Origin of the sequence: Micromonospora cremea (genome assembly GCF_900143515.1) — a bacterium.
GTDB lineage: Bacteria > Actinomycetota > Actinomycetes > Mycobacteriales > Micromonosporaceae > Micromonospora > Micromonospora cremea.
In genome coordinates this window covers 931186-957078 of the sequence record NZ_FSQT01000002.1, presented here as the reverse complement: position 1 = coordinate 957078, position 25893 = coordinate 931186, and the positions used below count along the sequence as shown (strand labels likewise).

Annotated in this window: 22 protein-coding genes and 2 pseudogenes; 12 read left to right on the top strand and 12 right to left on the bottom strand. The window is 72.2% G+C overall.

Annotated elements, in window-relative coordinates; all coding sequences use genetic code 11:
* Positions 1 to 70 precede the first annotated feature (70 nt).
* Both BUS84_RS17770 and BUS84_RS17765 read right to left on the bottom strand, forming a co-directional pair.
* Positions 71 to 763, bottom strand: coding sequence for a class F sortase (locus BUS84_RS17770; RefSeq protein WP_074313982.1), 693 nt, complete (start codon positions 761 to 763; stop codon positions 71 to 73).
* A gap of 1 nt (position 764) precedes the next feature.
* Complete coding sequence (locus BUS84_RS17765) at positions 765 to 2093, bottom strand: hypothetical protein (RefSeq protein ID WP_074318893.1); 1329 nt, start codon at positions 2091 to 2093, stop codon at positions 765 to 767.
* A gap of 606 nt (positions 2094 to 2699) precedes the next feature.
* Here BUS84_RS17765 and BUS84_RS17760 point away from each other — a divergent pair.
* Positions 2700 to 4456: pseudogene (locus BUS84_RS17760) on the top strand (glycoside hydrolase family 6 protein).
* A gap of 120 nt (positions 4457 to 4576) precedes the next feature.
* Here BUS84_RS17760 and BUS84_RS17755 read toward each other — a convergent pair.
* The 5 genes from BUS84_RS17755 to BUS84_RS17735 form a co-directional block, all read right to left on the bottom strand.
* Positions 4577 to 4963, bottom strand: a complete 387-nt coding sequence (locus tag BUS84_RS17755; protein ID WP_074313980.1) for a hypothetical protein — start codon at positions 4961 to 4963, stop codon at positions 4577 to 4579.
* A gap of 79 nt (positions 4964 to 5042) precedes the next feature.
* Positions 5043 to 5351, bottom strand: coding sequence for a hypothetical protein (locus tag BUS84_RS17750; protein WP_074313978.1), 309 nt, complete (start codon positions 5349 to 5351; stop codon positions 5043 to 5045).
* A gap of 15 nt (positions 5352 to 5366) precedes the next feature.
* Positions 5367 to 7028 (bottom strand): sodium:solute symporter family protein, encoded by a 1662-nt coding sequence (locus tag BUS84_RS17745; RefSeq protein ID WP_074313976.1) that lies wholly within the window; start codon positions 7026 to 7028, stop codon positions 5367 to 5369.
* A gap of 212 nt (positions 7029 to 7240) precedes the next feature.
* A complete protein-coding gene (locus BUS84_RS17740; RefSeq protein ID WP_074313974.1) occupies positions 7241 to 8164 on the bottom strand; it encodes a hypothetical protein in 924 nt (307 codons plus the stop codon).
* An 11-nt stretch (positions 8165 to 8175) separates the two neighbouring features.
* Positions 8176 to 8772 carry a hypothetical protein gene (locus BUS84_RS17735; RefSeq protein ID WP_074313972.1) on the bottom strand — a complete coding sequence of 199 codons (597 nt, stop codon included), beginning with the start codon at positions 8770 to 8772 and terminating at the stop codon, positions 8176 to 8178.
* Between the two features lie 196 nt (positions 8773 to 8968).
* Between BUS84_RS17735 and BUS84_RS17730 the strand changes: the two genes are divergently transcribed.
* From BUS84_RS17730 to BUS84_RS17690, 9 genes are all read left to right on the top strand, one after another.
* Entirely contained in the window at positions 8969 to 9232 is a 264-nt protein-coding gene (locus BUS84_RS17730; RefSeq protein ID WP_074313970.1) for a hypothetical protein, read from the top strand.
* A complete protein-coding gene (locus BUS84_RS17725; protein WP_084757513.1) occupies positions 9229 to 10719 on the top strand; it encodes a catalase in 1491 nt (496 codons plus the stop codon). Before BUS84_RS17730 ends, BUS84_RS17725 begins: the two co-directional genes overlap by 4 nt.
* A gap of 240 nt (positions 10720 to 10959) precedes the next feature.
* Positions 10960 to 13518, top strand: coding sequence for a sensor histidine kinase (locus tag BUS84_RS17720; RefSeq protein WP_074313969.1), 2559 nt, complete (start codon positions 10960 to 10962; stop codon positions 13516 to 13518).
* The gene (locus BUS84_RS17715; RefSeq protein WP_074313967.1) at positions 13518 to 13940 is read left to right on the top strand and encodes a roadblock/LC7 domain-containing protein; all 423 of its coding nucleotides are present in this window, start codon (positions 13518 to 13520) and stop codon (positions 13938 to 13940) included. Before BUS84_RS17720 ends, BUS84_RS17715 begins: the two co-directional genes overlap by 1 nt.
* Positions 13930 to 14319: a DUF742 domain-containing protein gene (locus BUS84_RS17710; RefSeq protein ID WP_074318892.1), complete on the top strand. Its 390-nt coding sequence runs from the start codon at positions 13930 to 13932 to the stop codon at positions 14317 to 14319. The genes BUS84_RS17715 and BUS84_RS17710 overlap by 11 nt, the downstream gene beginning before the upstream one ends.
* A complete protein-coding gene (locus BUS84_RS17705) occupies positions 14300 to 14902 on the top strand; it encodes a GTP-binding protein (RefSeq protein ID WP_074313965.1) in 603 nt (200 codons plus the stop codon). Before BUS84_RS17710 ends, BUS84_RS17705 begins: the two co-directional genes overlap by 20 nt.
* 116 nt (positions 14903 to 15018) lie before the next feature.
* Positions 15019 to 16077 (top strand): lactonase family protein, encoded by a 1059-nt coding sequence (locus BUS84_RS17700; protein ID WP_074313964.1) that lies wholly within the window; start codon positions 15019 to 15021, stop codon positions 16075 to 16077.
* A gap of 156 nt (positions 16078 to 16233) precedes the next feature.
* Complete coding sequence (locus BUS84_RS17695; RefSeq protein ID WP_074318891.1) at positions 16234 to 17991, top strand: substrate-binding domain-containing protein; 1758 nt, start codon at positions 16234 to 16236, stop codon at positions 17989 to 17991.
* A 218-nt stretch (positions 17992 to 18209) separates the two neighbouring features.
* Positions 18210 to 19694: a sugar transferase gene (locus BUS84_RS17690; RefSeq protein WP_143728454.1), complete on the top strand. Its 1485-nt coding sequence runs from the start codon at positions 18210 to 18212 to the stop codon at positions 19692 to 19694.
* Positions 19695 to 19698: 4 nt separating this feature from the next.
* On the opposite strand, the gene BUS84_RS17685 is transcribed toward BUS84_RS17690, so the two are convergent.
* Positions 19699 to 20829, bottom strand: a complete 1131-nt coding sequence (locus tag BUS84_RS17685) for a PP2C family protein-serine/threonine phosphatase (protein WP_074313962.1) — start codon at positions 20827 to 20829, stop codon at positions 19699 to 19701.
* 57 nt (positions 20830 to 20886) lie between these two features.
* Here BUS84_RS17685 and BUS84_RS17680 point away from each other — a divergent pair, with 57 nt between their 5' ends.
* The gene (locus tag BUS84_RS17680; RefSeq protein WP_244298625.1) at positions 20887 to 21528 is read left to right on the top strand and encodes a MarR family transcriptional regulator; all 642 of its coding nucleotides are present in this window, start codon (positions 20887 to 20889) and stop codon (positions 21526 to 21528) included.
* 57 nt (positions 21529 to 21585) lie between these two features.
* Here BUS84_RS17680 and BUS84_RS40035 read toward each other — a convergent pair.
* The 4 genes and pseudogenes from BUS84_RS40035 to BUS84_RS17670 form a co-directional block, all read right to left on the bottom strand.
* Positions 21586 to 22132 (bottom strand): annotated as a pseudogene (locus BUS84_RS40035) (PP2C family protein-serine/threonine phosphatase).
* Positions 22126 to 22458, bottom strand: a complete 333-nt coding sequence (locus BUS84_RS40030; protein ID WP_244298624.1) for a hypothetical protein — start codon at positions 22456 to 22458, stop codon at positions 22126 to 22128. The pseudogene BUS84_RS40035 and the gene BUS84_RS40030 overlap by 7 nt, the downstream one beginning before the upstream one ends.
* On the bottom strand, positions 22403 to 23257 hold the full coding sequence (locus BUS84_RS40025) for a hypothetical protein (RefSeq protein ID WP_244298622.1): 855 nt from the start codon (positions 23255 to 23257) through the stop codon (positions 22403 to 22405). The genes BUS84_RS40030 and BUS84_RS40025 overlap by 56 nt, the downstream gene beginning before the upstream one ends.
* 125 nt (positions 23258 to 23382) lie before the next feature.
* Positions 23383 to 24621, bottom strand: coding sequence for an ROK family transcriptional regulator (locus BUS84_RS17670; RefSeq protein ID WP_208869689.1), 1239 nt, complete (start codon positions 24619 to 24621; stop codon positions 23383 to 23385).
* A 77-nt stretch (positions 24622 to 24698) separates the two neighbouring features.
* Here BUS84_RS17670 and xylA point away from each other — a divergent pair, with 77 nt between their 5' ends.
* Entirely contained in the window at positions 24699 to 25886 is a 1188-nt protein-coding gene (gene xylA, locus BUS84_RS17665; protein WP_074313959.1) for a xylose isomerase, read from the top strand.
* Positions 25887 to 25893 lie beyond the last annotated feature (7 nt).

The window sequence follows — 25893 nt, the reverse complement described above, 5'->3', positions numbered from 1 at the left end:
TCAGGTACGCCGGACGCGGTCCGGCCGGTCGGGTCACCCCGACCGGCCGGATCGCGTTCGCTGTCGCGGGTCACTCCACCAGGGTGGCGAAGACGACCACGTTGTCCGGGTAGCTCTTGGCCGCCTGGTCGAACTGGCCGCCGCAGGTGACCACCCGTAGGCCGGGCCGGTCGTTCGGCCCGTACACCAGATCGGTGGGGAAGGACGTCTTCGGGTACGACTTCACGGAGTCGACCTTGAAGGCGACCGGTCGGTCGTCCGCCCGGCGGACCGTGATCGTGTCGCCGGGGACGAGAGACCCGAGGTCGAAGAAGACGGCCGGCCCGAGCTTCGCCGAGTCCACGTGTCCGACGATGACCGCGTTACCGGTTTCGCCGGGGCTCGCGCCCGGTTCGTACCAGCCGGCCTTGTCGGCCTGCTCCAGCGGGGGGACCTGGACGGTGCCGTCCGGATTGGTGCCGAGCGACATGATCGTCGCGTCGACGCCGATCTTGGGGATCTCGATGCTGGTCGGGGCGGAACGTGCCAGCCCGGCCGGCACGTTCCCCTCGCCGCCGGTCGAAGGGATGTCGGCGTCGGTGGCCGCCGGGCCCGTCACCTCGGGTCCGGCCTGGGCCAGCGGCTGCGGCGGGCGGGGGGCGGGCGTGTCCTTCAACGAGGCGCCGATCATGCCGGCACCGATCGTGGCCAGGGTGACGACGACCACCGCGCCGGCGGCGCGCCACGGTTTCCCGTGACGGCCGCCGGCCCGTGTCGTCGTCACGTCAGACGAGCGAACCATCGGTCCGCCGACGACGCATCAGCACGATCCCGCCCAGCGCGGCAGCGCCGAGCAGGCTCGCCCCGCCGGTGGCCAGGCCACGGTCGGTGCCGGTGCTCGCGCCCCCGTCACCACCGTCGACCCCGCCGCGGGGCAGCACGATGAGCTCACCGTCGCCGCACGAGCCCTTGAGCTCGTAGCGACCCGGGCGGGCGTCCTTGTCGACCTTGGCCTCGCCGTAGTAGACGAAGTCCCGCTTGTGCTCCCAGCGGTCCTCGTCACGGTCCTTGCCGTTGTCGCCGTGGTCGTCACGGTCCTTGCCGTGGTCGTCACGGTCCTTGCCGTGGTCGCCGCGATCGCCGCGCTCGTCCGAGCCGTACTCGTCACGGTCCTTGCCGTTGTCCGAGCCGTACTCGGAGCCGTTGTCCTTGGACTCCCAGTCCTTCTTGTCCTCGTCCTTGGAGTCCCAGTCCTTCTTGTCGCGGCCGTGGTCCGCGTCCTGGCCGTGCTCGTCGCCCTTCCAGTCCTTGCGGTCCTCGTCCTTGCGGTCCTCGTCCTTGCGGTCCTCGTCCTTGCGGTCCTCGTCCTTGCGGTCCTCGTCCTTGCGGTCCTCGTCCTTGCGGTCCTCGTCCTTGCGGTTCTCGTCGCTGTACCCGTCAGCGGCAGCGTCGGCGCCCTGGCCGCCGTTCTCGTCCTTGCCGTTGTGGTCCTTGCCGTTCTCGTCCTTGCCCTTGTCGTCCTTGCCCTTGTCGTCCTTGTCGTGCTCGTCCTTGCCGTTCTCGTCCTTGCCGTTGTGGTCCTTGCCCTTGTCGTCCTTGTCGTGCTCGTCCTTGCCGTTCTCGTCCTTGCCGTTGTGGTCCTTGCCCTTGTCGTCCTTGTCGTGCTCGTCCTTGCCGTTCTCGTCCTTGCCGTTGTGGTCCTTGCCCTTGTCGTCCTTGTCGTGCTCGTCCTTGCCGTTCTCGTCCTTGCCGTTGTGGTCCTTGCCCTTGTCGTCCTTGCCGTGCTCGTCCTTGCCCTTGTCGTCCTTGCCGTGCTCGTCATCGCGCCACTCGCCCCGGTCGTCGCCCCGGTCGTCGTGCACCGGCTTGAGCTTGACCTTGCCGGTGACCTTGGACCACACGAACGCGTGTTCCTGGCGATCCGGGCAGATCTCGAGGAGCTTGACCTCTTCGCCGGCCTTGACGATGTGTGGCTTGGCGAAAACCTTGCCGTCACGGTCCTTGCCACCGTCGTGGTGCCCATCGGCGAACGCGATCCCCGGCGTGAACACCAGGAGCGACGCGCCGCCCAGCGCGGCGCCCGCAACGACCTTCCCCAGCATCTTCTTAGCCATGACCTGCGTCACTCCATCCCTGTTGTCCTGAGCCCGGCGACAACCGAGCTAAGACCGACGTTAGACCGTTTCATGAACTATGACGGGAAAGATTCGTGTTTTGACCTTTGCTGTTGGTAAGTGGCGAAGGAGTGCTACGTGGCTTTCCTCACGGCGAACGCCGTCTGGGAGCGCGACTCCGGTGCCGCGTGGAACCAGGGTGTTCCGCGCTCGCTGTGCCGGCCCGGTCGCGTCATCCGGTAGCGGCCAGCGTGGTTCCGCTCGTGCCAGTCGCGCTCAGTCGGAGGTATCGTCCGACTCCGGCACGGGCGCAACCGCCTGAACGCATCGAGCCATTGCCATGGAAGCGCTCCCATGCAAGAATCGGCGTACGCGGTTCGGGGAGCCACACCGCGCAGGCAGGAGAGTCGAGGGCATCCGGTCCGCCGGACGACATCCCGCCGCCGACCGGCCGGTTGCCGGTCGTTCACCACACCACCCACCGCCCGTCCGGGTCGGGCACCCCCGAAATCCCGTTGGCGCCGGCGGCCGTCCGTGCAGGACGCCCCACCGGGCCGTCTCGCCGGGCCGTACGCGGGCCCGGTCTCGCCCAAGGAGATCAGTGGCATGAATGTGTGGAGAAGGCTGTCCGGCCCACGCCGGGCCCTCGCGCTCGCCGGCGCGGGCGTCCTGGTCGCCGGCGGGTTGGTGACGATCCCCGTCACCGCGGCACAGGCCGCGACGCAGTGCGACGTCGCCTACTCGACGAACGAGTGGCCCGGTGGCTTCACCGCGAGCATCACCCTCAAGAACCTCGGCGACCCGGTCAACGGCTGGACCCTCGGCTGGACCTTCCCGGCCTCCGGCCAGCGGGTGCAGCAGGGCTGGTCGGCCGAGTTCACCCAGTCCGGCAGCCAGGTCACCGCGCGCAGCCTGTCCTACAACGGCAGCCTCGCCACCGGTGCGTCCATCAGCCTCGGGTTCAACGGCGCGTGGAGCGGCAGCAACCCCAAGCCGGCGTCGTTCACCCTCAACGGGGTGACCTGTAACGGCGGCACGACGACGCCCCCGACCACTCCGCCGCCCACCACGCCACCGCCGACCACGCCTCCGCCGACCACGCCGCCGCCCGCCGGCAGCAAGGTGGACAACCCGTACGCCGGGGCCCGGGGATACGTGAACCCCGAGTGGAAGGCCAAGGCGGACGCCGAGTCGGGCGGCAGCAGGATTTCCAACAACCCGACCGCGGTGTGGCTGGACCGGATCGCCCATCAACGGCACCCCGGACAGCAGCTCCAACGGCGCCTTCGGAGTGCGCGACCACCTGGAGGAGGCGCTGCGCCAGGGCGCCGGCTACATCCAGTTCGTGATCTACAACCTGCCTGGCCGGGACTGCGCCGCACTCGCCTCCAACGGTGAGCTGGGCCCGAACGACCTGCCCCGGTACAAGGCCGAGTACATCGACCCGATCGCCGCCATCCAGGCCGACCCGAAGTACCGGAACATCCGCATCATCGAGATCGACTCGCTGCCCAACCTGGTGACCAACACCTCCGGCCAGGCCGGCGGGACGGCGATGTGCGACACGGTCAAGGCCAACGGCGCGTACGTCAACGGCGTCGGCTACGCCCTGGCGAAGCTGGGTGCCCTCGGCAACGTCTACAACTACATCGACGCCGCGCACCACGGCTGGATCGGCTGGGACAGCAACTTCGGCCCGACCGCCGATATGTTGAAGAGCGCGGCGGTCGCCTCCGGCAGCACGGTGGCGAACGTGCACGGCTTCATCGTCAACACGGCGAACTACTCGGCGCTGCGAGAGCCGTACGTCAAGATCACCGACACGGTGAACGGCCAGTCGGTGCGGCAGTCCAAGTGGATCGACTGGAACTTCTACGTCGACGAGCTGTCGTTCGCCCAGGCGTTCCGCGACAAGCTGGTCTCGGTCGGCTTCAACTCCGGCATCGGCATGCTGATCGACACCTCCCGCAACGGCTGGGGCGGCTCCGCCCGGCCCACCGGACCGGGCGCGACGACCAGCGTGGACACCTACGTCAACGGCGGTCGGATCGACCGCCGGATCCAACGCCGGCAACTGGTGCAACCAGGCCGGCGCGGGCCTCGGCGAGCGGCCCCGGTCGGCTCCCGAGCCGGGCATCGACGCGTACGTCTGGGTGAAGCCTCCGGGCGAGTCGGACGGCTCCAGCGAGCTGATCCCGAACGACGAGGGCAAGGGTTTCGACCGGATGTGCGACCCGACGTACACCGGCAACCCCCGCAACGGCAACAGCGCGACGGGCGCCCTGCCGAACGCACCGATCTCCGGCGCGTGGTTCTCCGCCCAGTTCCAGGAGCTGATGCGCAACGCGTACCCGGCGCTCTGACCGGATCGCTCCCGCATCCACCCGCCGCCGGCAGTAGGTGAGGCACTGCCGGCGGCAGGTTCCCCCGGGTCCCCGGTCCGACCGTCACTGTCGGGCCGGGGACCCACCCCTACGCCCTGCTCAGGGCACGGTGCGCTCGATCGCCGCCCGGCCCTGCTCGGCCAGGTCGCGGCGGGCCTTGTCCAGGTTCTCCGGGGTGAGGTCCTGCCCGCGGGCCATCACCAGGTCCTCCGGCTCCCAGGGCTGTTCCGCGCCGGTACGGATGTTGTCCCCACCGGCGCCGGTGCCCGTTCCGGTCGCCCCGGTGCCGGCAGCGTACGGGTCGCCGAGCAGGTCGTCGGTGTCCGGCGCGAGGTCGTCCGGCCGGTTGCGCGGCTCGGCGAAGGCCGGGGTGTCCCGGTCCGGGCCGCCCCCCGTCCGCAGCTGCGGGACGGTGCTGTCATCGTCCGCCGCCGCGGCCATCTCCGGGCTCTCCTCCAGCGGGGACCGGCGGTCGCGATCGGTCATGGTGCTGCCTCCTGTGTCCGACACGGTGCCTGATCCCCCTCGCGTACCCTCTCGGGCCGCGCCCATGCGCCGCGCCCGGTCAGCTACCGGGATCCTTCTCGTTCGCGGCGGGTGGCTCGGCCGGGCGCAGCCACTGCCAGAGCAGCATGAGCAGGCCGAAGGCGAGCATCACCAGGCCGGCCCACAGATTGATCCGGACGCCCTCGGCCTTGTCGATCTCGGCTCGGCTGTCGAAGATGCCGATCAGCGTCACGATGACGCCGTAGGCCACGAAGAGCCCGCCGATCACCCGGCGGATGTCGAACAGCCGCGCCGCGGCGGAGCGGCGCTGCTCCGCCTGCGCCTCGTCGATCAGCGGGTCCTGTGCCGGCTGGCCCTGGTTGTCCATCTGCCGACCCCTTTCCTAGAAGACCGGGATGTAGAAGAGGGCGGCCAGCGCGACCGCGATCACGCCGAGCAGCACGGGGGAGCGGTACCAGGCGGCGTCACCCGCGAGCACGTCGCCCTTCAGGTCGACACCGCCCATGCCGTAGACCAGCCCGCGCAGCTCCTCGTCGCGTTTCGGTGCGGTGAGCGGGGTGATGATCGCGGCGACCACCACCGCCGTGGCGAACGCGAGGCCGGCACCCCAGAAGCTCTCCTCCAGGTCGGAGTTGAAGTCGACCACGCCGCCCTTGTAGAGCAGGTAGAGGCTCAGCGACACCAGGGTGCCCAGCAGCAGCGACCAGAAGCCGGCCAGCGCGCTCATCCGCTTCCAGAACATGCCGATGATGAACGTGGCGAACAGTGGCGCGTTGAAGACGGAGAAGAGCGCCTGGATGTAGTTCATGATGTTGCTGAACCCGGCCGCGATGAACGCGGTGCCGATCCCGATCACCACGGCCGCGACCGTCGCCCACCGACCGATGCGCAGGTAGTACTCGTCCGACCGGTCGCGGCGGATGTATGCCTGCCAGATGTCGTAGGTGAAGACGGTGTTGAAGCCGCTCACGTTGGCCGCCATGCCGGCCATGAACGAGGCGAGCAGGCCGGTGACCGCGACGCCGAGCACGCCGTTGGGGAGCAGGTCGCGCATCAGCAGCGGGATCGCGTTGTTGTACTGCAGGTCGCCGCTCTCCGCGCCGAGGCCCTTCACCGTCACCAGGGCCACCAGGCCGGGTATGACCGTGACCAGGGGGATGAGCAGCTTCGGGTACGCGGCGATGATCGGCGTACGCCGGGCCGCGCTCATGTTCTTCGCCGACAACGCCCGCTGCACCTCGGCGAAGTTGGTCGTCCAGTAGCCGAACGAGAGCACGAAGCCGAGGCCGAAGACGATGCCGATCCAGTGCGCGCCGAGGGGGTTGGCGGTGGTGCCGGTGTCCTGCCAGGCGTGCAGGCCCGCCTCCCCGAGCTTGGAGTCGCGGACCGCGTCCATCAACCCGGACACCCCGCCCACCTTCACCAGGCCGATCACGGTGACCGGGATGAGGCCGGCCAGGATGACGAAGAACTGGAGCACCTCGTTGTAGATCGCCCCGGACAGACCGCCGATGGTGATGTACGCCAGCACGATCGCCGCGCCGACCACGATGGCGGTCCAGAGCGGCCAACCGAGCAGGGCCTGCATCACCAGGGCCAGCGCGTACAGGTTCACCCCGGCGATCAGCACCTGGGCGACGGCGAAGCTGAGCGCGTTCAGCAGGTGGGTGGGGCGGTTGAACCGCAGCCGCAGGTACTCCGGCACGCTGCGGACCTTGGATCCGTAGTAGAAGGGCATCATCACGATGCCCAGGAAGACCATCGCCGGCACCGCGCCGATCCAGTAGTAGTGGACCGTCATCACGCCGTACTGGGCGCCGTTCGCGGCCATCCCGATGATCTCCAGCGCGCCCAGGTTCGCCGAGACGAAGGCGAGACCGGTCACCCAGGCCGGCAGGGACCGGCCGGAGAGGAAGAAGTCGACGCTGGTGCGGATCGCCCGACGGGCGGCGAAGCCGACCCCGAGGACGGTGATGAAGTAGAGGGCCAGGATGAGGTAGTCCAGGCCGTTCATGTCGAGCCGAAGACCGCCGCCGCCGTCCATCGCCGTCACCCCTCGTCCGCCGCCCGTTCGATCGCGCGCCCTATTACCCCGAACGGGTGATTTCACGCCTGGATGTCGAGTCGGCCCTGTTCGGGCCTGCTGGGGCGGTCTTGACCGGGCCGATCAGCGGTCGAACGGGCGGGGGTGGCTCGCCGGGCGTGCGGGGGCGCCCCGGCCGGCTGGCCAGGGCGCCCCCGCACGTGGTTTGTCGCTCAGCGACCCAGCACGCGGTCCAGGAAGTCCCGGTAACGGCGTACCGCCATCCGCAGTTCCTCGGTGTCCGCCGAGCCGGCGTCCTGCCACCCGCCCAGCGCGTTCTTCTGCGCGGCCAGCGCCGACGCGAGCGCCTGGATGGCCTCCTCCACCAGCGACTGCGCCTCGCCGGCCGCGGCGTGCGGATCGTCCACGAAGCGCAGCTGCACGTCCCGCCAGCGGTCCCGGAAACGCTGTGCGGTGTCCGCGTCGAGAAGCGTGGCCGGCTCGGCCGCCACGGTCGAGCCGGCGGGTCGCGACGTGCCGGCCGACTCCAACGAGGTGCCGGCGCCACTGGGGGCCAGCACCGGGTCGGCATCCGGCGAGACCGCGTCCGGATCGACCATCCCCGGCGTGGCGCTGCCGTAGGCGGCCGCGCCCGGGTCGCCGCCGGCCGAGGTCAGATCACTGCGCCGCTCAGGTCCACCGTTCGGGCTTCCCGGCGGAGCGACGGTCCGCGTGGACGCGCCGGCGCGGGCGTCGTCGGTCTCCGGATCGGTGTCCCGGCGGTGCAGCTCGGCGGTGGGGTCGGCGCGCAGGCCTTCACGCTCGCCGTCCTCGGCGCCGTCGCCGGGCTCGGCGGTCCGCTCGGCCCGGGGGTCCGGCTGATCCTGTCGGCGTGGGCTGGCCAGAGCGGACGCCGCCACCGCATCGGCCACCGTGGTGGCGCCGAAGACGGTCGGCAGCGGTCCGGGCTCATGGAACCCGCCCTCGTCGGTCCGCTCCTCGGCGGGCGACGGGTCGTCGAAGGTGCCCCGGTCGTCCAGGGCGTCCTCGGGCACGTCCGCGCGACCGGCCCGGTCGCCGGCCGGCGGCACCGGCACCGGCGCGGACCGGACGGCCTCCGGATGGTCGTTGTCCACTTGCGGCTCTTCCTGGCGCATCGGTGGCCTCCTCAGCGGCTCGTGGCGTCGTGCGGGGTGTCCGGGTGGCGCTGTTCGGGCGGGCGGTGGCCGACCGGCTCCTCACCGAGCAGGTCGGCGAAGAGTGCCCGGTAGTGCACGACCGCCTGGCGCAGCTCCTCGGTGCTGGCTTCGCCCCGGGAGTTGCGCAGGTGGATTTCGTGCGCGTCCCGGTAGTTGGTCAGCGTGCGGGCGTGGTCGACGGAGAGATGGGCGATCTGGTCGGAGAAGTCCCCGGTCGGATAGCCCTGTTCCTCGATGAGCCGGGTGACCAGCTCGTCCGCGTCGCCCACGGTCTCGCCCGGCGAGTCGACGAAGCGGACCTGGAGCTCCTCCCAGGCGGCGGCGTAGCGCGCCCGGGACTCCGGGCTGAGCGGGGTGAGCGTGAGCTCGGCGTGCCGGCGTTCCCGGTCGCGCAGCTCGCGCTCCGCGGCGGATCGGCTGTCCTGCTCCGCCACCACCCGGTCGTACTCCGGCCCGAAGCGGCTGCGAAGTGCGCGGCGCCGGCCGAGCGTCCGGACGGCCACGGCCAGTGCCGCGACCACCACCAGCACGACGAGCACGATGACGATTATCTGCGTGGGCGACATGGCTCCTCCTTCGTCACCTCGTATTCCCTCGGCGCACTGATCGCCAATCCCGATCCGGGGCACTTTCCTCAACGGTCCATGTCCGGTGTCGTGTCGGTTGTCGCGGAACGTGTTTCCGTTCGTGCGATGACGAGGGCTACAGCACGGGGTCCGGGCAAAACTTGACTCATTCCAGAAAACGCGCTTGGCTGGGGTGATGCCGGTCAACTCCGAACGCCTGCGGGCGGCCGGGCTGCGGGTCACTCAGCCTCGCCTCGCGGTGCTCGCGACGGTGCGTGACCGGCCACACCTCGACGCCGACGCGATCGACCCGAGCGACGCCCCCGGCCCCTGCCTGGATCCGGAAGTCACCGCGATCGCCGTCGATCACACCCAGGTCACCCACTGGGGCCGCTGCCCCGACTGCCAGTCCCAGGACCGATCAGGCACACCGCACCACCTATCCGGAGGAGAGCGATGAGCGACCCACAGGCCAGCAAGCCGATCCTGACCACCCGACAGGGCCACCCCGTGCACAACAACCAGCAGCAGCGGACGGTCGGTTCGCGCGGCCCCGCCACGCTGGAGAACTACCACTTCCTGGAGAAGATCAGCCACTTCGACCGGGAGCGGATCCCGGAGCGGGTCGTGCACGCGCGTGGTTTCGTCGCACACGGCGAGTTCGAGGCGTACGGGACGATCGGTGGCGAACCGGCGGCGAAGTACACCCGCGCCAAGCTGTTCCAGACCAAGGGCAAGAAGACCCCGGTCACCATCCGGTTCTCCACCGTCATCGGCGGCCGGGACTCCTCCGAGGCCGCCCGCGACCCGCGCGGCTTCGCGGTCAAGTTCCGCACCGAGGACGGCAACTGGGACGTGGTGGGCAACAACCTCCAAGTCTTCTTCATCCGCGACGCGATCAAGTTCCCCGACGTGATCCACGCGCTGAAGCCGGACCCGGTGACCTTCCGCCAGGAGCCCAACCGGATCTTCGACTTCATGTCGAACACGCCGGAGTCGATGCACATGCTGACCTGGCTCTTCTCCCCGTACGGCATCCCGAAGAACTACCGCACCATGCGGGGCTCCGGAGTCAACACCTACCGTCTCGTCAACGCTCAGGGCGAGGGTGTGCTGGTCAAGTTCCACTGGCTGACCCAGCAGGGCGAGCACAACCTGACCCAGGCCGAGGCGGACGCGATCCAGGCCACCGAGCTGGGCCACGCCTCCAAGGACCTCTACGAGGCGATCGAGCGCGGCGAGTACCCGCAGTGGGAGCTCAACGTGCAGATCATGAGCGATCACGAGCACCCGGAGCTGGACTTCGACCCGCTCGACGACACCAAGATCTGGCCGGAGGAGCAGTTCCCCTACCTGCCGGTGGGCATGATGACGCTCAACCGCAACATCACCGACCACCACAACGAGAACGAGCAGATCGCCTTCGGCACCGGTGTGCTGGTCGACGGCATCGACTTCTCCGACGACAAGATGCTGGTCGGGCGCACCTTCTCCTACTCGGACACCCAGCGCTACCGGGTCGGCCCGAACTACCTCCAGCTGCCGGTCAACCGTCCTCGGGAGGACGTCCAGGTCAGCACCAACCAGGGTGGCGGCCAGATGTCGTACGGGGTGGACAACCGGGGCGGCAACCCGCACATCAACTTCGAGCCCTCCTCGGTCGCCGGTCTCCAGGAGGCCGACGAGTCCTACCGGGAGTACCGTCCGTTCGTCTCCGGGCAGATCATGAAGGCCCCGATCGAGCGGCAGAACAACTACTCCCAGGCCGGCCGGCGCTTCCGTGAGATGGCGGACTGGGAGCGCGACGACCTGATCCTCAACCTGACCACGCTCCTGGCCCAGTGCGACAAGCACATCCAGGAGAAGATGGTCTGGCACTTCAGCCAGTGCGACGAGACCTACGGCCGGCGGGTCGCCGAGGGGATCGACATCGCCGTCAACGCCTGACCCGTACCGCACGACCACGAGCGCCCCGCCGGTCCACCGGCGGGGCGCTCGCCGTGCCGGGCCGAGCGCATTTCGGAGCGTCCATGTTGGCGCAACAGGCGGTAGTGCAACGCCGCACGATTACGTATTCTGCCCAAGGCGCCCGCGCCGGTGCCCGGCCTCCTGGTCGGGCGCAGCCGGCCGGAGCGCTGCCCGGCGGTGCCGGCGCCCCTCCTGCCACCCCTGCACGGGCGAGGTCTAATGAGAACCCGCGACTGGCCGATCCGCTCGAAGCTGACCGCGTTGGTCGTCGCGCCGGTGACCGCGCTACTGGCGTTGTGGATCTTCGCCACCACGCTGACCTTCGGTCCGGCCCTGAACCTGCTCTCCGCCCGCACCCTGCTGTACGACCTGGGCCGCCCCGGCGAGGCCGTGGTCACCGAGCTGCAACGCGAACGCCGGCTCTCGGTGGTGCAGCTCGCCGGCGCCACCGAGCTGCCAGCCCTGGTCGAGCAGCGGCAGCGTACCGATCGGGCGGTCGCCGAGCTGCGCCGCCGGGTCGACGGGGAAGAGCTGCGCGACGCCGCCGACGACCAGCTCGACGCCCGGGTCGACCAACTGGTCACCGCCCTTGCGGCGCTGCCGACCGGTCGGGACTTCATCGACGACCGCAAGGTGGACCGGGCCGGCGCCATCGGCCTCTACAGCGGCATGGTCTCCTCGGCCTTCCAGGCGTTCGCCGGCATGGCGAACCTGACCGAGCCCGCCCTGAACCGGCAGGCGCTGGCGCTCACCGCGCTGGGCCGCTCGCGGGAGCTGCTCGGCCAGGCCGACGCCCTGCTGGCCGGCGCGCTGACGGCGGGCCGGTTCGCCGAGGGGGAGCACACCCAGCTCGTGCAGGCCATCGGCAACCAGCGGTGGCTCACCGAGAGCGCGGTGGCCGACCTGCCCGAGGCCGGTCGGGCCGCGTACCAGCGGTTGACCGAGGGTGCGGCGTTCACCCGCCTGCGGACCATGCAGGACGCGCTGGTCGTGGCCAACCGGTCCGGCCGGCCGCCGGTGGACGCGGCGGCCTGGCAGGCCAGCCACGACGCGGTGCAGCAGCAGCTCCGCGACTTCGAGCTGGCCGAGGCCGACGGGCTCACCGACCGCTCGGTGCCGATGGCGGTCCGGATCCTGGTCCGGCTGGCCGTCGCCGGGGTGCTCGGGCTCGTCGCCGTGGTGATCTCGGTGCTGGTGGCGCTGCGGGTCGGCCGGACGCTGGTCCGACGGCTCAGCGGGGTCCGCACCGCCGCGCTGGAGCTGGCCGAGCACCGGCTGCCGGACGTGGTGACCCGGCTGCGCCGTGGTGAGCAGGTCGACGTCGCCCGGGAGGCGCCTCCACTGCAATACGGCCACGACGAGATCGGCGAGGTCGGGCGAGCCTTCACCGAGGTGCAGCGCACCGCGGTCCAGGCCGCGGTGGACGAGGTCACCCTGCGCCGGGGGCTCAACGAGGTCTTCCTCAACATCGCCCGGCGCAGCCAGAGCCTGGTGCACCGGCAGCTGCACCTGCTGGACCGCATGGAGCGGCGCGCCGAGGACCCGGACGAGCTGGCCGAGCTGTTCCAGGTGGACCACCTGGCCACCCGGCTCCGTCGACACGCCGAGGACCTGGTCATCCTCGCCGGCTCCGCGCCGGGCCGGGGCTGGCGCAACCCGGTCGCGATGGTCGACCTGATCCGGGGCGCGAGCTCCGAGGTCGAGGCGTACGAGCGGGTGGACATCACCGCCGTGCAGCCGGCCGGCGTGCTGGGCCGGGCCGTCGGCGACGTCATCCACCTGCTCGCCGAGCTGATCGAGAACGCCACGGCCTTCTCACCGCCGGACACCCGGGTCACCGTCACCGGGGAGCAGGTGGCCAACGGGTACGCGCTGGAGATCACCGACCAGGGACTGGGGATGTCCGCCGCGGCCCTGGAGAGTGCCAACGTCCGGCTGGCCAGCTCGCCCGAGTTCGACCCGGCGCAGAGCGCCCGCCTCGGTCTCTTCGTGGTGGCCCGGCTGGCCGCCCGGCACGGGGTGCGGGTGCGGCTGCGCCCGTCGGGGGAGGGTGGGGTGACCGCCGTGGTGCTGGTCCCCACCGACCTGATCACCACCGAGCCGCCGGCCGGCCCCGACCCGGCCGGGCTGGGCGCCGCGCCACCCGGCCCGGACCGGCGGCCGGCCAGGACCGGCCGGCGCGCTGCCATGCCGCGGCCCCGGGCCGGCCGCAGCCGGTCACTCACCGCCGGCTCCCCGTCCGCCCGACCCACCGGCGCACCGGTGCCGGACCCGGTGCCCGCCAACGGTTCGGACGCCAACGGGTCAGGCGATGGCGGGCCGCCGCCGACCGGGCCGGCCGATGGCGGCGGGCCCGGTGACGGTGCGGCCGACCGGGTGCCAGCCGACGGCGAGGCGGTGGACGAGCTGGACGGGCTGCCCCGTCGGGTGCGGCGGCGTACCCCGGCATCCCGGCCCCGGTCGACCGTCACCGACACCCCGACGCCCCGATCGCCCGAGGAGGTGCGTCGGGTGATGTCGGCTCTCCAGGCCGGCACCGCGCGGGGCCGCGCCACCGTCGTCACCCCGGCCGCCCCGGCAGGCCCGGTCACCGCCCCGGCAGGTCCCGCCTCCGCCGCGTCGTCCTCTTCGGACCCGGCGGCGCCAGGAGGCAACGCCAGCCGGGCCGGCGGGGACCCGGATGTCGGGCCGACCGCCGGCCCGGTTCCTGCCCCGGTCGCCGCGCCCGCACCCGCGGCGGCCTCCGAACCCCTGACCGCGACTGAGAGGGACGCCTAGTGCCGCATTCGACGAAGCAGAGCGCCGGCCTCGACTGGCTGCTCGACGAGTTGGTGGAACGGGTACCGGCGGCCCGGGAGGCGGTGGTGCTCTCTGCCGACGGGCTGCTGCTCGGCTCCTCGGCCGAGCTGGAGCGCTCCGACGCCGAGCACCTCTGCGCCCTCGCCGCCGGCTTCTCCAGCCTGGCCCGGGGCGCGAGCCGGCACGTGGACGGTGGCCCGGTCCGGCAGACCGTGGTGGAGATGGAGTCGGCGTACCTCTTCGTCACCGCCGCCGGGCAGGGCACCTGCCTGGCCGTGGTGAGTGACGCCGACGCGGACATCGGCCTGGTCGCGTACGAGATGGCGATGCTGGTGATCCGGGTGGGGGAAAACCTCACCGCGCCGGCCCGGTCGTCGGCGGGTGCCGGTGATGCGAGCTGAGCCGCCCGGGCCGCAGCACGAGTGGCTGGACGGCGACGCCGGCCCGGTAGTGCGCCCGTACACCCTCACCGGCGGCCGGGTACGCTCCGCCGTCGATGGGTTCGACCTCGTCGCGTTCGTGCTGGCCGGGTCGGATCTGGACCCGGCGGCCGACCCGCGGCTGCTCCCGGAGCACCGGCGGCTGGTCGCGCTGGCCCACCGGCCGGTGTCGGTGGCCGAGCTGGCGGCCGAGCTGGACCTCGCGGTCGGGGTGGTCCGGGTGCTGCTCGGTGACCTCCTCGCCCAGGGCCTGGTCGCGGTGCACGAGCCGCCGGCCGCCGGCCACCTTCCCGACAACGACATCCTCAAGGCGGCGGTCAGTGGACTTCGTGCGCTATGACCATGCGGGCTCCGGCACCACCGTCCCGCTGGCACTGAAGATCCTCATCGCCGGAGGCTTCGGAGCGGGCAAGACGACGCTGGTGAGCGCGCTGAGCGAGGTCCGGCCGTTGCAGACCGAGGAGGTGCTGACCGGCGCCGGGATCGGCACCGACGACATCTCCGGGGTGGAGGGAAAGTCGACCACCACGGTGGCGATGGACTTCGGCCGGATCACCATCAACGACGACCTCCAGGTCTACCTGTTCGGCACCCCGGGCCAGGACCGGTTCTGGTTCCTCTGGGACGAGCTGGCCTTCGGGGCGCTCGGCGCGGTGGTGCTCGCCGATACCCGGCGGCTGGCCGACTGCTTCCCCTCCATCGACTACTTCGAGCAGCGCGGCATCCCGTTCGTGGTGGGCGTGAACTGCTTCGACGACTCCCGCCGGTTCAACCTGGAGACCGTACGCCGGGCGCTCGACCTGGACCCGGACGTGCCGATGGTGCTCTGCGACGCGCGGGACCGGCAGTCCGGCAAGCTGGTGTTGATCTCCCTGGTCGAGCACGTGGCCCGGCAGCGCGGCGAGCCGGTGCCAGCCGCCTGAGTCGCCGCCGCCCACGGCCGGGCGGCAGCGGCTGGGCCCTGGCGGTGCCGATCCGGGGCCGGAAAGCCGGTTAACGGGCCGGCATCGCGGGCAGCCTCTGGTTGGATCGACGCAGAATGCCGGCGGAGGGGTTGGACGTGAGTGGTCAGGTCGAGGTCGTCCACATCGGGTGTTACACCGCGCAGAGCGGCGGGCGGGGCAGCGGCATCGTCGCGGCCCGCCGTGACCCGGCCACCGGGTCCCTGGCCCCGCTCGGCACGGTGGCGATCACCCCGTCTCCCTCCTTCCTGGCCCGGCACCCCACCCACCCGGTGCTGTACGCGGTCAACGAGCTGACCGACGGGGAGGTCAGCGCCTGGCAGGTCGGCCCCGACGGGGCGCTGGACCCGCTCGGCAACTGGTCGACCGGCGGCGCCGAGCCCTGCCACCTGGCGGTGCTGCCCGACGGCGGCCACCTGGTGGCGGCCAACTACGGCGGCGGCAGCGTCGCGGTCTTCCCGCTCGACGCGCGGGGCGTGCCCGGTGAGCGCACCGACCTGGTGGTGCACGAGGGGCGCGGTGCCGACCCGGAGCGCCAGGAGCGGGCGCACTGCCACATGGTTTCGCCGGGCCCGGGCCGAGGGCCGCTTCTGGCGGTCGACCTCGGCACCGACTCGGTCTACCGGTACGACCTGGACGGCGCGAGCGGGCGGCTGGTGCCCCGCGGGCCCCGGATCCGCACGGCGCCCGGCACGGGCCCCCGGCACCTGGCCCGCCCCCCCGACCGGCGGCGCTGCTACCTCGTCGGCGAGCTGGACGCCTCGGTCATCGCGTACGAGCTGACCGACGACGGCGCGCTGCACCAACGCGGTCGGGTCGAGGCGAGCGAGCGAGCCGGCCATGTCCAGCCGTCGGAGGTCGCGGTCGCCCCGGACGGCCGGTTCCTCTACGTCGCCAACCGGGGGGTGGGCACCATCGCCGTCTTCGATCTGGCCGGCGAACTGCCCGAGCTGGTGGCCGAGGTGGACACCGGTGGTGAGTGGCCCCGGCACTTCGCGTTGATCGGGGAGCACCTCTATGTCGCCGACGAGCGGGCGGACATGGTGCGGGTCTTCCGGCGGGACGCCGGCACCGGCGTCCCGGCGCCGATCGGCGAACCCGTGCCGGTGCCGAGCCCGACCTGCGTGCTGGCGTGAGCCGCGGAGCGAGACGTGAGGGTGACACTGATTTGGCAACACCATGGGGCCGCATCGTCACTCTACGTCGCTAAACAGCGATCAACTGTTTCTCCTCCGTAACTTTCGTCCGAACGGATGTGGCAGAGAGGGCACCTTGTACGCAAGATGGTCACCGTGTCAGCAGGCCGCCATCGCATGCGTTCGAAACTCCATCTAGCAGCCGCCGCCGCTACGGCGACGGTGCTCGTCGTCACGACCGGCGTCTGGTTCGGCTATCGAGAGCTGATCCAGCCCAGCTGTTCGGGGGAGATTCGGCTCGCCGTGGCAGTCGCCTCCGAGCTCGCGCCTGCGGTGGACGCCGCCGCGTCCGAATGGGTCAAGGAGGGCGCTGCGGTAGGCCCCACCTGCATCCGGGTGGACGTCTCAGCGTCCGACCCGGTCGACGTGGCCGCCGTGCTGGCGGCCAAGCACGGTGCCGTTCTGGCCGGCGTCGGGCAGGCCAGCGGCACCGCCGTCACCCCGGACGTCTGGGTGCCGGACTCCTCGACGTGGCTGCTGCGGTTGAAGAAGGACGCCACGGCGTTCGCTCCGACCAACAGCGCCTCCATCGCGCGCAGTCCCGTCGTGGTGGCGATGCCCGAGCCGGTGGCCATCCGGCTGGGCTGGCCCGACAAGAAGTTCACCTGGACGGACCTGCTCAAGCAGGTCAACAACCCGGGCACCCCTCTGCGCACTGGGATCGTCGAGCCGACCCGGGACGCGGCCGGACTGTCCGGCCTGCTCTCGCTGACCGCGGCGGCCAGCGCCGCCGGTGGCGACGCCCAGCGCAACACCGTCGGTGCCCTGCGGGCGCTGGCCACCGGGCGTTCCTCGCTCCGCAACGACCTGCTGGCCCGTTTCCCGACCGCCAAGGATCCGACGTCCATCGCCAGCGGCCTCGGCGCGGCGGCCCTGTCCGAAGAGGACGTGATCGCCTACAACAGCAAAGAGCCGCCGGTAAAGCTCGCCGCGCTCTACATGGAGCCGGCGCCGATGCCGCTGGACTACCCGTACGCGGTGCTGCCCGGCATCGAGCCGACCAAGGCCTCGGCGGCCCGGGTGCTGTTCGAGTTGCTCACCACCCCCAAGTTCCGCGACCGGCTGGCGGCGCAGTCGCTGCGCGCGCCGGACGGCAACTGGGGCTCCGGTTTCAAGGCGCCGCAGGGTGCGCCGAGCCCGGCCGGCGGCGCGTCGACCGCGCCGGCCGCCGGCGGCACCGCCGCGGGAGGCCTGGACCCGGCCGCGATACAGCGTGTCGTCTCCAGCTGGTCGATCGCCACCCAGTCCGGCCGGATGCTGGCCGTCATCGACGTCTCCGGCTCGATGAAGGAGAAGGTGCCCAGCGCCAACAACCGCAGCCGGGAGGAGGTCACCGTGGACGCGGCCCGCCGCGGCCTCGGCCTCTTCGACGACTCCTGGTCGATCGGCCTGTGGACCTTCTCCACCAAGCTGGTTGGCAACCGGGACTACCGCCAGCTGATCCCCATCGGCCCGCTCTCCGCCCAGCGGGCCCAGTTGGAGGGCGCGCTCGGCGGCATCCAGCCCTCCGACGGCGGCACCGGCCTCTACGACACCATGTTCGCCGCGTACCAGGCGGTGCAGGAGAACTGGCAACCCGGCCGGGTCAACTCGATCGTGCTGTTCACCGATGGCAAGAACGAGGACACCAACGGCCTCAGCCAGGCCCAGCTGCTCGCCAAGCTGAAGCAGATCGCCGACCCGGAGCGACCGGTCCAGGTGGTCATGATCGGTATTGGTGAGGGCGTCAGCAAGGCCGAGCTGGAGTCGATCACGAAGGTGACCGGTGGCGGCAGCTTCGTCACCAAGGACCCGAGCGAGATCGGCAATATCTTCCTCAACGCCATCGCGCTCCGCCCGCCAGCGCCGCGCTGATCCTAGGCACAGCCAGGAAGGGGTCCGTCGTACGCCGATCCGGTACGGCGGGCCCTTTCTCGGCAGCCCTCGACGGTTGAAGAAAAGTGACGGCAATACGTCGGAAGTAATCGGCGGTCACAGTTGTCAGGGCAGGATGGCGACGTGTTCCGGCATTGCCGGTCCGCCTCCGGTTCGACCCGTCGGCCGGGGCCGTCCTGATCAGAGTGGGAGCGCCGGTGACCGCTGCGACACTGTCGACCCCCGCCAGCAGGTCGGGGAAGCCTGCCGGCCGTCCGGCCGGGCTGGTGACGCGCGCCGACGAACGGTCGTACATCCGGGTCCTGGTCGTGCTGGACACCACCGTCCTCATCATCGCGCTGCTCGTCGGGTACGTCACCCGGTTCGGTGACGACCAGCCGAGCGGCACGGAGGTCCCGTACGTGCTGGTGGCGCCGGGGCTGGTGCTGGCCTGGCTGGTCTCGCTCAAGGCGCTCGGCTGCTACGACGACCGGGTGATCGGTTACGGGGCGGACGAGTACCGGCGGGTCAGCTCGGCCAGCCTGCGGCTGGCCGGTGCGATCGCCATCGCCGGGTACATCGCCGACGTCGGCGTCTCCCGAGGCTTCCTCGGCATCTCCTTCGCGGTGGGCACCGTCGGGCTGGAAGTCGCCCGCTTCGCCGCCCGCAAGCGTCTGCACCGGGCCCGCTCACGCGGCGCGGGCTGGTCCCGGAAGGTGCTGGTCGTCGGCGACACCGCGCACGTGCTGGAGCTGGTGCACACGTTGCGCCGGGAGCCGTACGCCGGCTACCACGTGGTCGGCGCGTGCATCCCGGACGCGCTGCTGGCGCCGGTGGCGCAGCGGTTGGGCGACGTGCCGGTGGTGGGATCGTTCCGCGGCATCCCGGAGGCCGCCACCGCGATCGGCGCGGACACGGTCGCCGTGACGGCCTCCGGCGAGCTGACCGCCGCCCGGTTGCGCCGGCTGGGTTGGCAGCTGGAGGGGACCGGCGTCGACCTGGTCGTGGCACCCGCGCTGACGGACGTGGCCGGCCCGCGGATCCACACCCGCCCGGTCGCCGGGCTGCCGCTGATCCACGTCGAGGCACCCGAGTTCCGCGGTGCACGAAAACTGGTCAAGGGCTTCGTCGACCGGTCCGCCTCGTCGCTGGCGCTCGCGTTGCTGCTGCCGCTGATCGCGTTCATCGCGTTGGCCATCAAGCTGGACAGCCGGGGCCCGGTGCTGTTCCGGCAGGTCCGGGTCGGCCGGGGTGGGCAGGAGTTCGGCGTGTTCAAGTTCCGGACCATGGTGGTGAACGCCGACGCGCTGCTCGCCGAGCTGGCTGCCCGCAACGAGACCGACGGCCTGATGTTCAAGATGCGCGACGATCCCCGGGTCACCCGGGTCGGCCGGCTGCTGCGCAAGTGGTCGCTCGACGAGCTGCCACAGCTGGTCAACGTGCTGCTGGGCCAGATGAGCCTGGTCGGGCCGCGCCCGCCGCTGCCCTCCGAGGTGGCCCGCTACGGCGGCGACGTGGCCCGGCGGCTGCTGGTCAAGCCGGGCATGACCGGTCTGTGGCAGGTCAGCGGCCGGTCCGACCTGAGCTGGGAGGACGGCATCCGGCTCGACCTCTACTACGTGGAGAACTGGTCCCTCGCCGCCGATCTCACCATCCTCTGGAAGACCTTCGGCGCGGTGCTGAACAGCCGCGGCGCGTACTGACGCATCACGGCTGCGGGCCGGTCCAGTCCAGGCAGACCACCACCGCGTCGTCGACCAGGTCACCGGAGACGAACGCGCGCAGGTCACCGATCAGCGACCGGACGGCGTCCAGCGGCTCCATCGGGCCGGTCCGCCGCAGGAACCGGTCCAGCGCCGTCTCGCCGTAGCGCGTGTGCTGGCCGGTGGCCTCCACCACCCCGTCGCTGACCACGAAGATCCGGTCGCCGCGCTCCAGCGGGAACCGCTGCTCGTGGTAGTCGGTCGCCTCGAACATGCCGAGCGGGAACTGCGCCTCCAGCGGCTGCTCGGTGACCTTTCCCTCGCGCAGCAGGACCAGGCGGGGCGAGCCGGCGTCGACCACCGTCAGCACCCCGGAGCGCAGGTCCAGCTCCATCAGCAGCGCGGAGAGGTGCCGTTCACCCCGGTACTCGTCGTAGAGCGCCTGGTCGGCGAGGGCGGCCTGGTCGGCCAGGTCGAGCCCGGCCCGGCGGGCGTTGCGGAGCGCGTGGGTGGCCAGCGAGGTGAGCAGGGAGGCAGCGACACCCTCACCGGTGCCGTTGATGGTGGACAACCAGAGCCGCTGCCCGTCGTCGGACCAGTCGAAGCTGTCGCCGCGCACCGTGTACGCCGGCTCCAGCTGCCCGGCCAGACTGAATGAGGGCCGGATCCGGCTGCGACCCGGCAGCAGGTCCCACTGCATCTCCGCGGCCAGGGTGAGACGCTGGCTGCGCCGCGCCGCCCGGTAGACGTCGGTGCCGGCGGAGACGGCGGCCAGCTCGTGGGCGAGCGCGGTGGCGATGTCGGCCAGCTCGTCGAGGAAGGCCGGGTCGTCCGGGACCGGCGCCAGTCGCAGCACTCCCCGGCGCTCGCCGCGCATGCTGACCGGAAGCCAGGCGGTGCCGTCGGCGAGCACCGGCGACTGGTGGTCGAAGGCGCGCCAGGCGGGGTGCCCGGGGCCCGTGATGGGGTCACCCTCGGTGAGGGGCAACAGCTGCGAGAGCCGGTAGTCGACCTGGAACAGCTCCGTCTCGGTGATCCCGTACGACCCGGCGAGAACGTCGCCAACGCAGTCGACGAGTCGATCCGCGGGTGTCTCGTTCAGGGTACGTCGTGCCCGATTGACCGGTTCGCTCATCACACTCCCTTGATCAAAGCTCGACCACCAGTGGGTTCGGAGTAGTCTCGGGCAACCATGGCCGAACTGCACGGTCCGCCGGACCCCGAGACGAGTATGGCTGCCGCGTTGGACTCCGCGGCGGCTGCCCTGTCGACCGTGTGGGAGTCCGCTCGGGAGGGGACCGCCAACCGGGTGTCCGGAGCGCAGCTACGGGCTGTGATGGTCGTCGAGCAGTACGACGGGATCAACCTGCGCCGGCTCGCCTCCCGACTCGGCATGCTGCTCAGCTCCGCCAGTCGGCTCTGTGACAGGCTGGTCGCCGCCGGCATGCTGGAGCGTGAGCCGGGCCGTTTCGACCGGCGGGAGATCTCCCTGCACCTCACCCCGGAGGCCCGCCGGCTCCTCGCCGAGCTGCGAGCCGACCGTCAGGCGCAGCTCGCCGTCGTGCTGGCCGGGATGAGCCCCGCGGGTCGCACCGCGCTGCTGCAGGGGATGCGGGAATTCGACGAGACCGCCCGCCGGCAGCAGGCGCAGACGCCGGCCCCGAGCGGGCCGGACGACCTGGACCCGCCCACCGGGCCGGCAGCCGACTGGTCGGAGGACGCGGACCGGCCGGGGCCGGCGGTGTGGACGGGCGCGTCGGCTGGCCCCGAACGGACGGTGGGCCCGCCCCGGGAGTCGCCGACCGCGGAACCTCCGGTGGCGCGGACCGCCTGACCCAGCCGGTCCGGCCGGGCGCCCCACCCGCGTCGAGCCGCCGGGCGCCGCCGTCGGTCACGCCGGCGCGGACGCGCACACGGCCAGCACCGCGACGTCGTCGTGGGCCTGCCCGTCCAGCCATTCGTCGACCAGCTGAAGCAGCCGGTCGACCAGGGCGGCCGGTGGCAGCCCGCTGGACGAGGCGAGCGCGGCGCGCAGCCGGTCCTCGCCGAACATCTCCACCTCGCGCGGACCGCCGCGCGCACCGGTCACCCCGTCGGTGTACGCGAGCAGCACGTCGCCCGGGTCGAGGTGCACCCGTGTCTCGGCGAACCGGGCGGCGGCCAGCGCGCCGACCGGCATCCCGCCGACCGGGACCGAGGTGACCGCGCCGCCGGGGGGTGATCAGCAGCGGCGCCGGGTGGCCGCCACCGGCGATCCGGACGTCCACGCCGGCCGGCCCGCGCTCCAGCGAGCCGAGCAGCAGGGTGGTGAACTGGCTGCGCCGCGGCGCGTCGGGCGCGTCGAACAGCGCCCGGTTGAGCAGGTGGATCAGCTCCAGCGGGCGCTGCTCGACCAGCCGCAGCGTCTGCAACGACTGACGGACCCGGCCGGTCAGCACGGCCGCGCCGACGCCCTTGCCGCACACGTCGCCGAGCGCGAACAGGGCACGTTCCGGTGCGGGAAGACCTCGTAGAAGTCACCGCCGATGCGCAGCGTTTCCCCGGCCGCCCGGTAGCCGCCGGCCAGGCTCGCCCCGGGCACCGGGGGCAGCTCCGGCGGGAGCAGGCTGGTCTGCAGCACCCGGGCCAGGTGGGCCTGCTCGCCGTACAGCTCGGCGGTGGCCAGCGCGGCGCCGGCCCGGGCGCCGAACTCGTGGGCCAGCTCGATGTCACGCGGGTCGAAGCCGGCCCGCCCGGCCCGGCGGATCAGCAGCAGGGCGCCCAACGGACCGCCCGGCGCTGCGTATCGGGCTGACCAGCGCCGTCCCCGGTCGGCCGAACCCGGGCGGCAGCACGGTCGCCAGATCGGCGAGCTCAGCGTCCAGCCAGGGACTCGGCTCGGTGAGCTCGCCGGCCAGCGCCTCGGCCAGCCCGGTCGCGGTGCCGGTCAGCTCCGGCCCGGCCAGCCCCGTGACGGGGGTCGGGTCGCTGTCGGCGTACCGGATCCAACGGGCGCGCTGATCGGCCGGCGCGGGCGGCCGGTGCAGCACCACGGCGGCGTCGGCCAGGTACGGCACGGCGAGGGTCGCGGTGGCCCGCAGCGTCTGGTCCCGGTGCAGTGAACGCCCCAGCCGGCTGCCAGCCTGGGCGAGGAAGGCGGTGCGGGAGCGTTCGGCCAGCAGGGCCTCGGTGCGGGCGTGCTCCTCGGTGACGTCCCGGACGTACCAGGCGTACCGCGCGCCGGCGAGCCGCCGTCGGGCGCCGCGCAACCGCCGGCCGCGATGCTCGGCGTCGAAGCACTCGGCGTCGGCGGCGACCGCGCCGGCCAGCGCCGGCACCGGGCACCGGGACAACTCGGTGCCGGCGGTGATCTCCGGGAGCAGCTCCGCCGCCATGGCGTTGACCAGGGTCACCCGGCCGGCCTCGTCGGTCGTCAGCACGGCCTCGGCGAGCCCGTCGAGCAACTCGCGAGCCAGCCGGGGGTCGGCCGGGAGTGGCTCGGTGGGCTGCCGGACCGGTCGGCGGGGGGAGGCTCCATCACCGCTGACCGGACCGGCGATGCCGCCCCGTCGGGTCGTGGTCACCGCCCGACGCCGGCCCGCGTCTGACGACGTGTGCGCATGCTGCTCGTGGACTCCTCGCCCGGGGATCGTTGCCTGAGGGCAAGCGTACCGAGCCCCTGCGACGGACGCCCGAAGCGGACGCCCGATCAGCCGGAGCGGGCCAGCCAGCCTGCGGGACGAGCGACGATCTGGCGTACCACCGAACCCGCCGCGCCCACCGCGGCGGCCTCCGCGCCGAGTGTCGCCGGTCGGACCGTGACCGGTGACCAGGCGGCGGTGAGCACCCGGCTGGCGATCTCGGCGAGCACCGGGGGGCACAGCCAGGGCGCCAGCGGGGCGTACCCGCCGCCGAGCACGACGGTGTCCAGGTCCAGCAGGTTGACCACGCCGGCCACCGCGACACCGAGCGCCGTCCCGGCGTCGTGCAGCGCCCGCAGCGCGTCCGCGTCGCCGGCCTCGGCCAGCTCGGCCAACCGCGCCGTCGCGGTGTCCGCGGGAAGTTCCGCCCGGGCCAGCCCGGCGGCGGCCACGATCGCCTCCTGACCGGCGTACTGCTCCAGGCAGCCCTGCCCGCCGCAGCGGCACGGTCGGCCCTGTGGGTGGACCGGGAGGTGCCCGATCTCACCGCTCCAACCACGCACGCCGCGGAACAGCGCTCCGTTCAGCACGATGCCGGCGCCGATGCCGACCTCGCCGGAGATGTGCAGGAAGCTTGCCGGGCCGGGCGGGCGGGAGTGCAGCTCGCCGAGCGCGGCGAGGTTGGCCTCGTTGTCCACCACCAGCGCCGGTACGCCGGGCACCTGCTCGGTCAACGGCGGGTGCCCGGCGAGCAGCGCCGGCACCGGTACGTCGCGCCAACCGAGGTTCGGCGCGAGCCGGACCAGCCCGGCGCCGTCCACCAGGCCCGGCACGGCGAGCGCGGCCCCGGCCAGGGTGAGGCCCTGTCGGGCGGCGTCGGCGCGGGCCTGCCCGGCCATCGCGACCAGTCGGGCGAGTGCCTCGGCGGGGGCGACCGGGCGCAGGTCGGCCCGGTGCACGGTGCGGTGCCGGATCTGGCCGGAGAGATCCACCACGCAGGCGGCCAGGTAGTCGACGTTGATCTCCAGGCCGAGACCGGCCGGCCCCTGGTCGGCCAGCACCAGACCCCGGGCCGGGCGGCCGGCGCCGGCCCGGGGCGCCGGGTCGGCCTCGTCGACCAGTTGGCCGGCGAGCAGGTCCTCGACCACCGCGGACACGGTGGCCCGGGTCAGGCCGGTCGCCGTGGCGAGGTCGGCCCGGGATGGTGGACGGTCGGCGGCGGCGATCCGGCCGAGCACCACGGCGAGGTTGAGCTCGCGCAGGCTGCCCTGACGGACCGCGCCGGCCGGAGCGTTGGTGGGGCTCACCCCTTGACAGTGCCACAGGTCGCGCAAATAATTCAATCGTTGAACAAATAGCGGACGACACCACCCCGGAGGCCCTCATGGCACCCCGTCCCACCCCCGCCGACAAGTTCTCCTTCGGGCTCTGGACCGTGGGCTGGCAGGCCCGCGACCCGTTCGGTGAGGCGACCCGCCCCGAGCTGGACCCGGTCGAGGCGGTCAACCGGCTGGCCGAGCTGGGCGCGTACGGGATCACCTTCCACGACGACGACCTGGTCCCGTTCGGGGTCGACGCCGCCACCCGCGACCAGCACATCGCCCGGTTCCGCAAGGCCCTCGACGAAACCGGCCTCGTGGTACCGATGGTCACCACCAACCTCTTCAACCACCCGGTCTTCAAGGACGGCGGCTTCACCAGCAACGACCGCGAGGTCCGCCGCTACGCGCTGCGCAAGGTGCTGCGCAACGTCGACCTGGCCGCCGAGCTGGGTGCGAGCACCTTCGTGATGTGGGGCGGCCGGGAGGGCTCGGAGTACGACGTCGCCAAGGACGTCCGCGCCGCGCTGGACCGCTACCGCGAGGCGGTCGACCTGCTCACCCAGTACGTCATCGACAAGGGCTACAACCTGCGCTTCGCGCTAGAGCCCAAGCCCAACGAGCCGCGCGGCGACATCCTGCTGCCGACCGTCGGGCACGCGCTCGCCTTCATCTCCCAGCTGGCCCACCCGGAGCTGGTCGGCCTCAACCCGGAGGTCGGGCACGAGCAGATGGCCGGGCTCAACTACGCCCACGGCATCGCCCAGGCGCTCTGGCAGGGCAAGCTGTTCCACCTGGACCTCAACGGCCAGCGCGGCGTCAAGTACGACCAGGACCTGGTCTTCGGTCACGGCGACCTGCTCAACGCGTTCGCCCTGGTGGACCTGCTGGAGAACGGCGGCCCGGACGGTGGGCCGACCTACGACGGCCCCCGGCACTTCGACTACAAGCCCTCCCGGACCGAGGACATGGCCGGCGTGTGGGCGTCGGCGGCCGCCAACATGAGCACCTACCTGCTGCTCAAGGAGCGGGCCGCGGCGTTCCGCGCCGACCCGGAGGTGGCCGAGGCGCTGGCCGTCAGCAAGGTCGCCGAGTTGAGCACCCCGACATTGAGCCCGGGCGAGGGGTACGACGAGCTGCTCGCCGACCGGTCCGCCTTCGAGGAGTTCGACGTCGACGCGGTGGCCGCCCGGGGCTTCGGCTTCGTCCGGCTCAACCAGCTTGCCGTCGAGCACCTGCTCGGCGCCCGCTGAGGCCCGC